Here is a 13,387-nt window from a genome sequence, read left to right as displayed (position 1 = left end):
GATGTCTCTCGACACCTTCGAGCGTTACCCCCTGCTGTTCGGACCGAGCCCGGTCCACCCGCTGGATCGGCTCAGCGACCACCTCGGCGGCGCCCGCCTCTGGGCCAAGCGGGAAGACTGCAACAGCGGCTTGGCCTTCGGCGGCAACAAGACTCGCAAACTGGAGTATCTCGTCCACGACGCGCTGAGCAAGGGTGCGGACACCCTGGTCAGCATCGGCGGCGTGCAGTCCAACCACACTCGGCAGGTGGCCGCGGTCGCCGCCAGGGCGGGCCTGAAAGCCGTTCTGGTCCAGGAGAGTTGGGTCGACTGGCCGGACCCCGTCAACGACAAGGTCGGCAATATCCTGCTGTCCCGCATCATGGGTGCCGATGTGCGGCTGGTTCAGGCCGGATTCGGGATCGGCATCAAGGACAGCTGGCGGCAAGCCCTGGAAGACGTTGCGGCGGCGGGCGGTACCCCGTATCCGATCCCCGCGGGTGCCTCCGACCATCCCCTCGGCGGTCTCGGATTCGCCAACTGGGCCTACGAAGTGCAGCGGCAAGAGCGCGAGCTCGGCGTCTTCTTCGACACCATCGTGGTCTGTAGCGTCACCGGCAGTACGCAGGCCGGCATGATCGCCGGGTTCGCGGGCCAGGACCGTCCCCGCCGCGTCCTCGGTATCGACGCCTCGGCAAAGCTCGCCGCGACCCATGCGCAGGTGGCGAAGATCGCCCGTGGCACCGCGGAACTCATCGGCCTCGGCCGCGACCTGCGCGACGACGAGATCATCGTGCTGGACGGCTGGGCCGGTGACCGCTACGGCATCCCAGTCGAGTCCACCCTCGATGCCATCCGGCTCACCGGTCGCCTCGAGGGCATGATCCTCGACCCCGTCTACGAGGGCAAGTCCATGGCCGGTCTCATCGATCTCGTCCGAAACGGTGATATCCCAGCGGATTCCACCGTGCTCTACGCCCACCTCGGTGGACAGCCCGCCCTCAACGCCTATAGCGGCGTCTTCTGTTGATCGCCGCGCTCACCCCGCGCTTGGTGGCGCGGGAACCGGGCACGCGTCCGCGGCCTGCGCCACCACTTGCGCGGCATCAGGGATCGGCGGACGGGCGCCGTCGGCGAAGTCGGTCCCGAGTACCGGTGGTGCCGACTCGAGCGCTTCGTTCTCCGCGGCGGTGAATGCCCGTGCCCTGCTGAGGAATCGCCATCCTTCCGGAGCTTCCACACTGAAGCCCGAGCCCCGCCCCGGCACCACGTCGATGACGAGTTGGGTGTGTTTCCAGGCTTGGAACTGGGTCCCGGATATCCACACCGGTACCGCGTCACGGTCGTCGGACGGCAGGGTGCTCGGCACCTCGCCGACCGCGAGGCGGAGATCGATGATGCCCAGCAGGATGTCACGATCACCGACGATGAACTCCCCCAAGGGATAACACATCGGCGATGATCCGTCGCAGCAGCCGCCGGACTGGTGCATCATCAGCGCACCGTGCACCTCGCGGAGGCGGCGCAACAGCGCCGCCGCCTCCGCGGTCGCGACCAAGCGGGGCGGGGCGACACTCACCGTGTCGTCCGTTCTCGCGGTGCGTGTTCGCCCGGCATCAGAAGAAGCCCATGGCTTTCGGTGCGTAGCTGACCAACAGGTTCTTGGTCTGCTGGTAGTGGTCGAGCATCATCTTGTGGTTCTCCCGGCCGATACCGGACTGTTTGTAGCCGCCGAACGCCGCGTGCGCCGGGTACTGGTGGAAGGTGTTGGTCCACACCCGTCCGGCCTGGATATCGCGGCCCGCGCGATACGCCGTGCCGCCGTCGCGAGACCACACGCCGGCCCCGAGACCGTAGAGGGTGTCGTTGGCGATCGCGATGGCGTCGTCGTAGTCGGTGAACGAGGTCACCGACACCACCGGACCGAAGATCTCCTCCTGGAAGATCCGCATCGAGTTCCGGCCGGTGAAGATGGTCGGCTGCACGTAGTAGCCGCCGTTCAGGTCGCCGCCGAGCATCGCGCGTTCGCCGCCGGTGACCAGCTGGGCGCCCTCGCCCTTGCCGATCTCGATGTAGGACAGCACCTTTTCCAGCTGATCGTTGGACGCCTGCGCACCGATCATCGTCTCGGAGTCCAGCGGATCACCCTGGCGCACCGCCTTTGTCCGCAGCGCGGCCTGGGCAAGGAACTGGTCGAAGATGTCGGCCTGGATCAGCGAACGCGAGGGACAGGTGCACACCTCACCCTGGTTCAGCGCGAACATGGTGAAGCCTTCCAGCGCCTTGTCCATGAAGTCGTCTTCGGCGGACATGACGTCGGAGAAGAAGATGTTCGGGCTCTTGCCGCCGAGCTCGAGGGTCACCGGAATCAGGTTCTGCGACGCGTACTGCATGATCAGTCTGCCGGTGGTCGTCTCACCGGTGAACGCGATCTTCGCGATCCGGTTGCTCGACGCCAGTGGCTTGCCCGCCTCGACACCGAAACCGTTCACGATATTGACCACACCGGGCGGCAGCAGGTCACCGATGATGCTCCACAGGAACAGGATCGAGGCGGGGGTCTGCTCGGCGGGCTTGAGTACTACGGCATTGCCCGCGGCCAGCGCCGGGGCGAGCTTCCAGGTCGCCATCAGGATCGGGAAGTTCCACGGAATGATCTGTCCGACAACGCCGAGCGGCTCGTGGAAGTGGTAGGCCACGGTGTCGTTGTCGATCTCGGACAGCGAACCCTCTTGGGCGCGAATGGCTCCGGCGAAGTAGCGGAAGTGATCGATCGCCAGGGGAATGTCGGCGGCCAGCGCTTCCCGGATCGGCTTGCCGTTGTCCCACGTCTCGGCGATGGCGATCGCGTCGAGGTTCTCCTCGATCCGGTCCGCGATCTTATTGAGGATCACCGCGCGCTCGGCCGCCGAGGTCTTGCCCCAGGCCGGCGCCGCCGCGTGCGCGGCGTCGAGCGCGAGCTCGATATCCTCCGCGGTCGAACGTGCGACCTCGCAGAAGTTCTCACCCGTGATCGGTGTCGGATTCTCGAAGTACTGCCCCTTGACCGGCGCCACCCACTGGCCGCCGATCCAGTTGTCGTAGCGGGATTGAAAGCTCGTCGGGGAATCCGGCGAACCAGGACGTGCGTATACGGTCATCGAAACTCCTTGTGTTCACGGCGGTCCCCCTGTGATCCCCGACACTAGAGTCCCAACGTTGCATCACCGTTGGGAATGACTCACCGTCGGCCAAGCTCCTGATCCAGCATGGCTATCTGTGCGGCCACTTGGGCAGACAGCGACGACTCCGGCTCCAGCGAGGCGAGGTAGGCCGACCATGCGCCACGGTCGTCGCGGCCGTCGACGGTCGCGATCCACCAACCGAGAATCGCGGGGTCCCTGGACTTCAGGACGGCCGCCCGCATCCGCGCCCGCAGCGATTCCCGCACCCGGCCGACCCCAGGTGCCCGCGAAGCGGGCAACAACTGCCCGCGGTACAACGCCACGGCCGCACCGATATCGCCGCGGCGCAAACTCCGCCGCAACTCGCCCACGTCCGAATCGAGTTCCGTCAGTAGCCGATAGGGCCGCGACCCCAGCGCGGTGCCGCCGAGAATCCTGCGGAGGCGCGAGATTTCGGCGCGCACGGTGACCGCGTCGAGATCCCGCTCGTCCAGCAACACGGCGATGTGCTCGGTTGCCAGCCCCTCCGGGTGTTCCATCAGCAGGAGCAAGATCTCCGAATGCCTGCGCGACAAAGCGATTCGCTCGGCGCCGAACAGGAGCGCGGGCCGGGAACCGAGCAGCTCCACCCGCGGCGCCGTACGGACCGACACCGGATGTGCCCGAAGTTCGGACTCGGCGACGGCCACGGTCGCCTTGATGAGCGACAGCACTTCCGGTGCGGCGACGCGCGGACCGCCGGTGATGTCGATCGCGCCGAGTATCCGGCCGGTCGCCGGATCGTGCACCGGGCCCGCCGCGCAACTCCACGGATGGACCAGCCTGCTGTAGTGCTCGGCGCCGAAGATCTGCACGCAATGATCAAGTGCCAGTGCCGTTCCCGGCGCATTGGTGCCGACGGCGGCTTCACTCCAGTCCGCGCCGTCGACGAAGTTCATCCCCGCGGCCCGGTCCTTGGCCGCGGAATCGCCCTCCACCCATAGCAAGCGGCCGTGCGCGTCGCTCATCGCGATCAACAGTCCGGTGTCTCGTGCGTCTTCGACCAGCAACGTCTGCACCACCGGGCGCACCGACGACATCGGATGGGCGCTGCGGTAGCGCTCCAATTCGGTTCCGGTCAGCGAGGTCCGGCCGACCTGCCGGTCCGGATCGATGCCATTGCCACGGCTGCGCAACCAGGACGCCTGGACCACCTGTCGCACCGACGCGTGCGCGTCACCCCGCTCGACAAACGATTCGTGGGCGGCCGACACGTCGGTGCTCACCTGCTCCGCATCCTCGTCCGGACGCAGCGCCACCCACGGATTCGCCCGAGTATCCGTACCGCCGACCACGTATTCCATCCTCCTCGGCAAATCCGCCTCGATCAATGCGCGCACCGCTGCCTGCGATCAAGGGTGCACCAGTTCAGGCGCTTGCGGTCACCGAACGGAGCGAGCCGTCAACGGGCACGTCGAGCCGATGGGGACGGGTTGTGGCGGTCGTGTTTGGCTGTGCGGTGTGAGATCGAAAGTGGTTCGGGTCGGGGTCGACGTCCTCGCGTGGCTTGCCACGCTGACCGGAGCTGCCGGGATCGCGTTGCATTTCAGTCAGTCATCGTCTCGGCTGTTGGTGTTGGTGGCGGCGGGTGCGCCGTACCTGATGAGCTCTGCGCTGGTCGGTGCGGTGGCGTTTGCCGCCGTGCGACGGTGGATCGGTGCGGCGGTCGCGATCGTTGTCGTGGCGGCCGCGGTGTGGACGCAAACCCCGCTGTACACCGGCGACTCCGGCGACTCCGGCGACGGACCCGCGGTGCGGGTGATGCAGGCCAACCTGTTGTTCGACGGAGCTGATCCGCGGGCTCTGGTCGACGAGGTGCGTGCGCGGAACATCGTGCTGCTGACCGTCAATGAGCTGACACCGGCGGGGGTGGAGGATCTCGGCAGGGCCGGGCTCGACCAGTTGTTGCCGCACCGGTATCTCTCGCCGGGCAGGACCGCGACCGGGACCGGGATCTGGAGCAGCTACCCGCTCTCGGAAACCGTCGAGTTCGACGGGTTCGTGCTGAACCAGCTCTCCGCGACGGCAGCCATTCCGGACGTCGGACCGGTCACGGTGTACGCATTCCATCCCGTACCACCCGTGTACGGCACGCACGTCTGGGCCGACGAGCTGTCCCGCCTGCGCGAAATTCTCGACCGATCACCCGCGAGCAGGCCCGCGATCGTCGGCGGCGACTTCAACGCGACCTACGATCACGCGCAGTACCGCTCGATGCTCTCCGGCCGTTTCGGCGACGCCGCCGAACAATCAGGGGCCGGACACCTGGTCACCTATCCGACCGACAAACGCTGGCCGCCCCTGGTCGGGATCGACCACATCCTCGTCGCCGGTGGACGCGCGGTAGCGACAGAGACAGTCGGCCTACCAGGCGCGGATCACCGCGCCCTGGTGGCGCGAATCCACCTGAACCGCGAACGCAAGTAGCCCATCGAGCTCTGGCGACGACTTAGGCTGGTGGTATGCCGATTCAGAAACAGCTCGAACGAATCTTCGTGCGCCTCAACGCATCCCTGTACCGAGTCAGCGGCGGGAAGCTCGGCGGCCGGGTCGGGCAGGCGCCGATCCTGCTGCTGAACACCGTCGGACGCAAATCCGGACAGCGCCGCACCTCACCGCTGCTGTACCGGCAGGTCGGTGACCGCTACCTGATCGCCGGGTCGCATCGTGGCGCCCCGACCCACCCGGCCTGGGTGCTGAACCTGCGCGCCAACCCCGAAGCGGAAGTCGAGATCGGCAAGCAAACCATCCCCGTCGTCGCCACCGAACTGTCCGCCGCCGAGCGCGAGACCGCCTGGCCCCAACTCGACGCCATCTACTCCAGCTACGCCGACTACCGCACCAAGACCGACCGCACCATCCCCCTCTTCGCCTTGACTCCGCGCGCGAACGGCGCTGCCGCCCCGCCGTCCAAGGGCTGAGGGTTCAGCGGTTGTTCGCCAGCCACTGCACGATCTGACGCCAGATCTCGCTGCCCGGGTCGATCACCGCGAAGTGTTCGCCGGGCGCCTCGAGCATGGTGACACGGTCGTTGGCTGCCGCGGCACGGTCGGTGTAATGCCTGCTCATCTCCAGCATGTCCGGCTCATCGTGCAAACCGCACACCACCAGTTGGGGGACGCCGATCGGGAGTCGCGCGATCGGCGATGCCTGCCGGTAGACCTCGGATTCGGGCGAGTAGCGCTGCCCGAGGGCCGCCGCGACCGCGCCGTCGCCCAGGTGGCGATGGTCAGCGGCCCGGAGATCCAGCACGCCCGCCAGACTGACCACCAGCGCGGGCCGCAGGCTCGCGGGCGCGGTGTCGGCGGCAAGGCGGAAAGCCAACTGTCCGCCCGCCGAGTGGCCAAGTACGACGATGCGGTCCAGGTCGAGCCGGCTCGCCTCCGGTGCGGTGGCGATCGCGGCGAACGCGGTCGCGACGTCTTCCGTCGTTGCGGCCCAGTCGGATTCGGCGGGCCGCCGATATTCGACGTTCCAGGTCGCGTAGCCACGCGAGGTGAGGTCGACCGCCATCGCGTCCATCAGATCGAAATCCCACCACGGCTTCCAGTACCCACCGTGGATCAATACGGCCACCGGAAAGGGGCCGGGGCCGGACGGGATTCGCATGTCCACTCGTTGGTAGGGGTGCGGTCCGTAGCCGACCACCGTCGGAGGATGGAACCGATGGAAATACCAGCTGGCCACGGCGTAGCGGAGACCTTCAAGTCCACGCCCGCGGATGTGCACGCGCACGCAGGCGGAACGGTCCAGCTCGCAGCGCCCGAAGTCAACCCGGACGACTCGTCCAGCGGCATCGTCGGGTAATGCGGCCGATCCGGGTACGACAATGAATTCGTCGTCCGGACCGGCGGCGCGAACGGCGGCCGCGAACTCGGCCGCATCCCCGGTCAGCACCACTTCACCGGACACTTCGTGCACGGCGAACGCCTCGGCGAGCAATTCCGCGGCCGTGCGCCAGTGGGTGACCACATCGGGTCCGAAGACGACGTGCAGCTCGCTCACCACGGCCCCATTCTATGACACATACCTAGCGCACGTCACGATAATGTCATACCGTGGGAGCAAGGCAGCACCCGACCAATGGGGATTCTCATGACCGTCGAGCACAATACCCGCGCCCTCGAACACGACATCGTCACCGACTTCAGCTCCCGCATGAGCTACAGCGGCTATCTCGACCTGAACACCTTGCTCAGCGCGCAACACCCGGTCAGCAGGCCGGAGCACCACGACGAGTTGCTGTTCATCATCCAGCACCAGACCACCGAGCTGTGGCTCAAACTCGTCCTGCACGAAACCCGGGCGGCGCGTGCGGGTTTCGACGCCGACGACGTCGGCATCGCACTCAAATGCATTGCCCGCGTGAAGCACATCCAGAAGACACTCACCGAACAGTGGTCCGTGCTGGCGACGCTGACCCCCACCGAGTACGCCCAATTCCGTGGCGTACTCGGGAACTCGTCGGGTTTCCAGTCGGCGCAATATCGAGCCATCGAGTTCATTCTCGGCAACAAGAATGCCTCCATGCTTCCGGTCTTCGAAGCAGATCCCGTGGCGCACAAGGAGTTGCACACGCTGCTGCACGAACCCAGCCTCTACGACGCGTTTTGGCACCATGCCGCGCGAACGGGGCTCGACGTGCCGCGCTCGACGCTGGATCGGGACGTGACGAAGGCCTATGTACTCGATCCCGACCTACTCCCCTTGGTCAAGTCCGTTTACGAAGCGCCCCAGCAACATTGGTCGGTCTACGAGACATTCGAAGAGCTGGTGGACCTAGAGGAGAACTTCCAGCTGTGGCGGTTCCGGCACATGCGCACCGTGCTGCGCACCATCGGCATGAAGCGCGGCACCGGCGGATCCAGTGGGGTCGGGTTCCTGCAGCGCGCGCTCGACCTCACCTTCTTCCCTGAACTGTTCGCCGTACGCACGGAGATCGGACGCTGACACCATGACGACCACACCGCTCGACTTCGCCATGCGCGCACGCGCTCTCGACGAGGCCGATCCGCTGCGTGGATACCCGAGCCGATTTCTGGGCAGCGACGATCCGGAGATCGTCGCCTACCTCGACGGCAACTCACTCGGGCGCCCCACCCGGGCGACCGCCGAGCGGCTCACCGCCTTCGTCGCCGAGGCGTGGGGCGGCCGGCTCATCCGCGGCTGGGACGAGCAGTGGTTCGACCTGCCCGTGACGATCGGTGACCGGATCGGCGCCGCGGTGCTCGGTGCCGCCGCCGGGCAGACCACGATCGGCGACTCGACCACCGTGCTGCTGTACAAGCTGGCCCGCGGCGCCCTCGCGCTGCGGCCAGGGCGCACCGAGATCGTGCTCGACCGCGACAACTTCCCCACCGACCGGTACCTGCTCGAAGCGATCGCGGGCGAGCTCGATCTGACATTGCGCTGGATCGAACCCGAGTTCACCGGCGGCGTCACCGCACAAGACGTCGCCGACGTTGTTTGCGAGCGCACCGCACTCGTCGTGCTCAGTCACGTCGCCTACCGATCCGGATACCTGCTCGACGCCGCCGCCATTTCCGCCGTCACGCACGACGCGGGCGCCATGCTGCTCCTCGATCTGTGTCATTCGGCGGGCGCGGTGGAGATCGAACTCGATTCGTGGGCAGTCGATTTCGCGGTCGGCTGCACCTACAAGTATCTGAACGGCGGGCCGGGTGCGCCCGCGTTCGGGTATGTCCGAGCCGAGCACCTCGCCGATTTCACGCAGCCGATCTGGGGCTGGATGGGTCGGGAGAGTCCCTTCGAGATGGCGCAGGGGTACGTCCCCGCCACCGGCATCCGGCGGATCATCAGCGGCACACCGGCGATCATCGGCATGCTCCCGATCCAGGACACGCTCGACCTGATCGAGGAGGTCGGGATGGCGGCCGTGCGGTCGAAGTCGGTCGCCCTCACCGAATTCGCGCTCGAACTCGCGCGGTCGTCGCTGGTGCCGTTGGGCGTGCGGGTATCCTCACCCACCGACCCAGCCCGCCGTGGTGGCCACGTGACGATCGACCACCCACGATTCAAGGAGATCACCGCGCGACTCTGGCAACGGGGCGTCATCCCGGACTTCCGCCCGCCGCAAGGCATCCGGATCGGCCTGAGCCCGCTGAGCACTACTTTCGCCGAGGTACTCGCCGGAGTGTCGGCTATTCGTGATGAACTCACCACGGATTGACCCCGCCGGGGCCGTCCTCGACGACATCGATTCGCGGCCGGGCAGCGCCACCTCGCTGGCCAGGACCGTACTCGGCGCCTACGTTCGCGACCTCGGCGGATGGATCGCCATCGCCGACTTCGGCGCCCTGCTGGCCGGGCTCGGCGTGCCGGAACAGAGCACCAGGACGGCCGTCGCCCGGCTGAAGAGCAAGGGCGTGCTCGACGCCGAGACGCGAGACGGACGCAACGGATACCGCCTCACCGCCGCCGCCGAAGCGATGTATTCGCGCGGCGACCCTCGAATCTTCGGCTTCCGGCAGATGGCCGATGGCGATGCCTGGCACCTGATTTCATTCGGGATACCGGAATCCCAGCGCCCCGCACGACACCAATTGCGACGCCGCCTGTCCTCGATCGGCTGCGGCACGGTCTCCGCGGGCCTGTGGATCTGCCCGGAATATCTGGCCGCGGAAGCGTCCGCGATCGTCTCGGCACTTGGCCTCGGCGCCTACGTGACATCCTTTCGCGCGACCGATCTTTCGGTCCCCGGCACCCTGCGCGAAGCGGCGACACAGTGGTGGGACCTGCCTGCCCTGGCCGGGCGGCACCGCGCATTCCTCGACCGTCACCGAGGCATCGTCACCCTCGAAAACCTCACCGACCGAAAGGCATTCGACCTATTCGTCCCCCTGCTCGACGAATGGCGCATCATCCCCTATCTCGACCCCGGCCTCCCCGCGACCATGCTCCCCGCCGACTGGCCGGGGCCCGCCAGCGTTCGCCTGTTCGCGGACGCGCAACAGCGTTGTCTGGAGCCCAGCCGACGGTGGGTCCGGTCGAGCATTGCCAGAACCATGGCGGGCTGAGCTCACCAACTTCCCCCCGAAACTGCTGTCTTTCCAACGCCTTTCCGGTCAGCAGGTGGTCGGGCCCGGGTCGGCGCCCGCCAAAACGGCGGTGAGCCATAGCAGCGATGGCTCGTAGCCGATAAGCTCCGCCGAAATATGCTCGGAGGCCGGGATTCTGAAGAAACGAAGGTTTGTGCCCGCGGCGCAGTAGCGCTGGACGACGGGCTCGATGGCGGCGATCGGGACGATCGGGTCGGTGGTGGAGTGCCACATGGCGATCGGGATGTCCGGGGTGTCGGCGTAGCCGAGGCTGTCTTGGTGCAGGACGGCTTGGATGTCGGGGGCGAGGAAGGCTTGCGGGTCCTTCAGGTAGTTCTTCAGTGGGCGCCATGCGCCGGTGGCGGCCGCGGTGTAGAGGCATCGGCGTTCCATATCGTGGACGATGGTCATGCCGTCGTCGGTGAGGTATTTGTCGAGCGGCATCTGGTCGGGGAACTCCCTGGACAAGCCGATCAGCCAGATCCAGCCGACGAAATCGGCTTGCCCCGCAATGCCTGCTCCCGCGTCCATAGCGAACATGGTCATCGCGTGCTTGTCACCGGGCACGCCGCCTTGGGCGCTGCCCTTGATCGGTAGTTCAGGGGCGTAGCTCCGGTGTAGTTCGGCCGCCCAGGCACTGGCGCTGCCGCCGCCGGAATATCCCCACAACCCGATCGCCGAGTCGGCCAGGCCCAAGCCGGCGCGCCGGGTCGCCCGGACGCCGTCGAGCACCATGCGGCCCTCGCTCGGCGCCAGCGTCGTGCTGGTTTTGCCGTTGAAGTCCGGGATCGACACCGCCATGCCCTCGCCGAGGAATTGCAGCAGCAGTTGGGTTTCCTTCATGGTGCCCGCGCGCACGGTATGCGAGGGGTTGCACGCGGGATCCAGACCGTCGATTGCCTCCTGATAGGAGATCACCGGGCGCGACCCCGGTCCCAGCCACGGAATGCCCGGGATCATCACCGTGGTCGCGGTGGTGATCGGCTCATCATGGCTGTTGGTGGAGCGGTACAGGATCTGTTCGGTGTGCACCGGCGGCCACGGCACCCCGAGCAGGTAGCTGGTCACCACGCGTTTGCGGATCACGTCACCGTTGGCGTAGCGATCGAGGTCGGCCGGATCGTCGTACCAGCGGTCGTCCGCGGGCATCGGGACGGGGATGAAGGGGTAGATGTCGGTTTCGCTCGGCAGCGGCGGAAATTGGTTCTCATCGGGCCGGACCGGCCAGGTGGGCTGGCCGCCCACCGGGCCGGAGTCGGGACCGGCGGTCGCCGTCCCGGCAACCGTGAGCGAAGCAGCGAGAGCGAACCCGACAGCGAATGTGGCACAGCGAAAACCGATCACGATCCAGTTCCTTCATCAGGCTTGATGGACAGCAGAGCCAGAAGCCGCCGATAACAGCGGCCGCCAACCGGGACACCATCCGAGCGCCCGATGGACCGGAAGAGTTCCTATTGCACAGGACGGCCGAAGGCCGTGTCACTACGCAACTAGCCAGGATTTGCGCGCCGCCGCTGTGCAAGCTGCATAAACGCGTTGGTAGTTAACTAAGGTGTCGCCGAGCGTAGCGGTTCAACCCGGAACCTAGTCGGGTCAGCCTGTTACGACGGTGCGGGGCGAAACCGCAGATGCTGCCCAGGGCGTAGCTGGGCGAGCAAGTCGACGTCAGGGGTGACCACGACGCCGATCACCGGATAACCGCCGGTGATCGGGTGGTCGGCGAGGAAGACCACCGGCTCGCCACTCGGTTGGACCTGGATCGCGCCGAGCGGCATGCCTTCGGTCGGCAACTCCTTGTCGTTGATCCGTATCAGCGGTGGGCCGTCGCCGACGCGGGCCAGTCGCACGCCGACGCGATCGGCGCGGTCGCTCATCTGCCAGGCACCGGTGAACAGCGACCGCGGATCGGTGAACCAGTCGTCGCGCGGACCCAGCAGAACTCCAACGGTGACAACACCCGAGTTCATCGAAGGCACCGGTGCCACAGCGACATTCGGCCACGGGTACGCCTGCGCGGCGCCGACGCCCAGCGCCACCCCGGCGGTCAACGGATCGGGGCCGAGACCCGCGAGAGTGTCCCTGCTGCGCGAGCCGAGAATCTCATCGACGGCGATGCCACCACGCACCCCGACGTACACGCGCAACCCGGCAGCGGCCATACCGAGCTTCAGCCGCTGCCCGGCCCGCAACGAGATGACCGACGCGTGCGCATGGGCGACCCCGTCCACGGTGATCGGCGCATCGGCACCGGTCACCGCGAGCAGCACCGGCCCTTCGGCCACGAGTTCCAGTCCGCCGAGCAAAATTTCGATGCCCGCAGCATCCTCGGGATTGCCGAGGAGTCGATTCGCCAGTTTCAGTGAACGCCGATCGGCCGCACCGGATACCCCGACACCGATCGAGAACCAGCCGGGCCTGCCGAGGTCCTGAATGGTGCTCAACGGCCCGGGATCGAGGATGCGTAGCGCGGCACGGCTCATTCGAGCGCCGCCTCGGTGAAACGGACTCGGGTGCCCGGCCGCAGCAGGGACGGTTCGGCTCGGCCGAGATCCCACATGCGGACGTCCGTGGTGCCGATGAGCTGCCACCCGCCGGGTGATCGCCGCGGGTAGACAGCGCTGTACCCGTCGGCCAACGCGACCGCCCCCGCGGGCACCGAGGTCCGTGCTTCCGCTCGGCGCGGTACGGCCAGGCCGGGTTCGGCGGTTTCGAGATAGCCGAAACCAGGCGCGAAGCCGATGAAGGCGCATCGCCACAACGCGCGGGTGTGGGCGGTGATTACCTCGCGGACCGTGATACCCAACTGTGCCGCAACACTTTCCAGATCCGGACCGTCGTAACGAACCGGAATCGTGCGGATCTCGTCCGGTTGCGCAGCCGTCCCGATCCCACCGGACGCCTGCGCGCTGCGGAACAGCTCTCGCAGTCGCTGCTCGACCACCCGACAGTCCGCCGTGTCGGTCATCGTGATCAGAACCGTCTGCGCGGCGGGCAGGAAATCGTCTACACCCGAAGGCAACTCGTGGCGAAGCAGGTCGATGAACGCCACCAAGTCGGCGTCGTCATCGGTGGCGACGAGCACCGACCGATCCCCCGCGGGCAGGATCCGCGGCGGCGCCGTCGGCACGGTGATGGCGGACATCCGTT

General features: G+C 67.0%; 13 protein-coding genes. 6 read left to right on the top strand and 7 right to left on the bottom strand.

The window, feature by feature from the left end; all coding sequences use genetic code 11:
- Position 1 precedes the first annotated feature (1 nt).
- Positions 2 to 1,009, top strand: coding sequence for a 1-aminocyclopropane-1-carboxylate deaminase (locus KV110_RS13480; protein WP_218476369.1), 1,008 nt, complete (start codon positions 2 to 4; stop codon positions 1,007 to 1,009).
- Positions 1,010 to 1,018: 9 nt separating this feature from the next.
- On the opposite strand, the gene KV110_RS13475 is transcribed toward KV110_RS13480, so the two are convergent.
- The 3 genes from KV110_RS13475 to KV110_RS13465 all read right to left on the bottom strand — a co-directional run bounded on the left by KV110_RS13475 (position 1,019) and on the right by KV110_RS13465 (position 4,486).
- Positions 1,019 to 1,558, bottom strand: a complete 540-nt coding sequence (locus KV110_RS13475; RefSeq protein ID WP_218476368.1) for a DUF779 domain-containing protein — start codon at positions 1,556 to 1,558, stop codon at positions 1,019 to 1,021.
- Positions 1,559 to 1,595: 37 nt separating this feature from the next.
- Positions 1,596 to 3,119, bottom strand: a complete 1,524-nt coding sequence (adh, locus tag KV110_RS13470; RefSeq protein WP_218476367.1) for an aldehyde dehydrogenase — start codon at positions 3,117 to 3,119, stop codon at positions 1,596 to 1,598.
- Between the two features lie 80 nt (positions 3,120 to 3,199).
- The gene (locus KV110_RS13465) at positions 3,200 to 4,486 is read right to left on the bottom strand and encodes a sigma-54-dependent transcriptional regulator family protein (RefSeq protein ID WP_218478441.1); all 1,287 of its coding nucleotides are present in this window, start codon (positions 4,484 to 4,486) and stop codon (positions 3,200 to 3,202) included.
- 157 nt (positions 4,487 to 4,643) lie between these two features.
- On the opposite strand from KV110_RS13465, the gene KV110_RS13460 reads away from it, so the two are divergent.
- Both KV110_RS13460 and KV110_RS13455 read left to right on the top strand, forming a co-directional pair.
- Positions 4,644 to 5,609, top strand: a complete 966-nt coding sequence (locus KV110_RS13460) for an endonuclease/exonuclease/phosphatase family protein (protein WP_246634508.1) — start codon at positions 4,644 to 4,646, stop codon at positions 5,607 to 5,609.
- Positions 5,610 to 5,644: 35 nt separating this feature from the next.
- The gene (locus tag KV110_RS13455) at positions 5,645 to 6,103 is read left to right on the top strand and encodes a nitroreductase family deazaflavin-dependent oxidoreductase (protein WP_218476365.1); all 459 of its coding nucleotides are present in this window, start codon (positions 5,645 to 5,647) and stop codon (positions 6,101 to 6,103) included.
- 4 nt (positions 6,104 to 6,107) lie between these two features.
- Here KV110_RS13455 and KV110_RS13450 read toward each other — a convergent pair whose 3' ends face one another.
- Positions 6,108 to 7,190, bottom strand: a complete 1,083-nt coding sequence (locus tag KV110_RS13450) for an alpha/beta hydrolase (protein ID WP_246634507.1) — start codon at positions 7,188 to 7,190, stop codon at positions 6,108 to 6,110.
- A gap of 87 nt (positions 7,191 to 7,277) precedes the next feature.
- Between KV110_RS13450 and KV110_RS13445 the strand changes: the two genes are divergently transcribed.
- The 3 genes from KV110_RS13445 to KV110_RS13435 are packed head-to-tail and all read left to right on the top strand — an operon-like array spanning position 7,278 to position 10,219.
- Positions 7,278 to 8,132: a tryptophan 2,3-dioxygenase gene (locus KV110_RS13445; protein ID WP_218476364.1), complete on the top strand. Its 855-nt coding sequence runs from the start codon at positions 7,278 to 7,280 to the stop codon at positions 8,130 to 8,132.
- Between the two features lie 4 nt (positions 8,133 to 8,136).
- On the top strand, positions 8,137 to 9,372 hold the full coding sequence (locus tag KV110_RS13440; protein ID WP_218476363.1) for a kynureninase: 1,236 nt from the start codon (positions 8,137 to 8,139) through the stop codon (positions 9,370 to 9,372).
- Positions 9,353 to 10,219, top strand: a complete 867-nt coding sequence (locus tag KV110_RS13435; RefSeq protein WP_218476361.1) for a PaaX family transcriptional regulator — start codon at positions 9,353 to 9,355, stop codon at positions 10,217 to 10,219. Before KV110_RS13440 ends, KV110_RS13435 begins: the two co-directional genes overlap by 20 nt.
- 48 nt (positions 10,220 to 10,267) lie before the next feature.
- Here the strand turns inward: KV110_RS13435 and KV110_RS13430 are convergent, their stop codons facing one another.
- The 3 genes from KV110_RS13430 to KV110_RS13420 form a co-directional block, all read right to left on the bottom strand.
- Positions 10,268 to 11,584, bottom strand: coding sequence for a lipase family protein (locus tag KV110_RS13430; protein WP_246634506.1), 1,317 nt, complete (start codon positions 11,582 to 11,584; stop codon positions 10,268 to 10,270).
- Positions 11,585 to 11,841: 257 nt separating this feature from the next.
- Positions 11,842 to 12,720, bottom strand: coding sequence for a 5-oxoprolinase subunit C family protein (locus tag KV110_RS13425; RefSeq protein WP_218476359.1), 879 nt, complete (start codon positions 12,718 to 12,720; stop codon positions 11,842 to 11,844).
- Entirely contained in the window at positions 12,717 to 13,382 is a 666-nt protein-coding gene (locus tag KV110_RS13420) for a 5-oxoprolinase subunit B family protein (RefSeq protein ID WP_246634505.1), read from the bottom strand. The genes KV110_RS13425 and KV110_RS13420 overlap by 4 nt, the downstream gene beginning before the upstream one ends.
- Between the last annotated feature and the right edge of the window lie 5 nt (positions 13,383 to 13,387).

This window comes from Nocardia iowensis, assembly GCF_019222765.1.
Taxonomy (GTDB): Bacteria; Actinomycetota; Actinomycetes; order Mycobacteriales; family Mycobacteriaceae; genus Nocardia; species Nocardia iowensis.
This window is presented reverse-complemented; position numbering and strand designations above follow the sequence as displayed.

Coding starts and splice junctions, on each gene's coding strand:
- KV110_RS13480 (WP_218476369.1), top strand. CDS start 2: ATGTCTCTCGACACCTTCGAGCGTTACCCCCTGCTGTTCGGACCGAGC.
- adh (WP_218476367.1), bottom strand. CDS start 3,119: ATGACCGTATACGCACGTCCTGGTTCGCCGGATTCCCCGACGAGCTTT.
- KV110_RS13465 (WP_218478441.1), bottom strand. CDS start 4,486: ATGGAATACGTGGTCGGCGGTACGGATACTCGGGCGAATCCGTGGGTG.
- KV110_RS13455 (WP_218476365.1), top strand. CDS start 5,645: ATGCCGATTCAGAAACAGCTCGAACGAATCTTCGTGCGCCTCAACGCA.
- KV110_RS13445 (WP_218476364.1), top strand. CDS start 7,278: ATGACCGTCGAGCACAATACCCGCGCCCTCGAACACGACATCGTCACC.
- KV110_RS13440 (WP_218476363.1), top strand. CDS start 8,137: ATGACGACCACACCGCTCGACTTCGCCATGCGCGCACGCGCTCTCGAC.
- KV110_RS13435 (WP_218476361.1), top strand. CDS start 9,353: ATGAACTCACCACGGATTGACCCCGCCGGGGCCGTCCTCGACGACATC.
- KV110_RS13425 (WP_218476359.1), bottom strand. CDS start 12,720: ATGAGCCGTGCCGCGCTACGCATCCTCGATCCCGGGCCGTTGAGCACC.
- KV110_RS13420 (WP_246634505.1), bottom strand. CDS start 13,382: ATGTCCGCCATCACCGTGCCGACGGCGCCGCCGCGGATCCTGCCCGCG.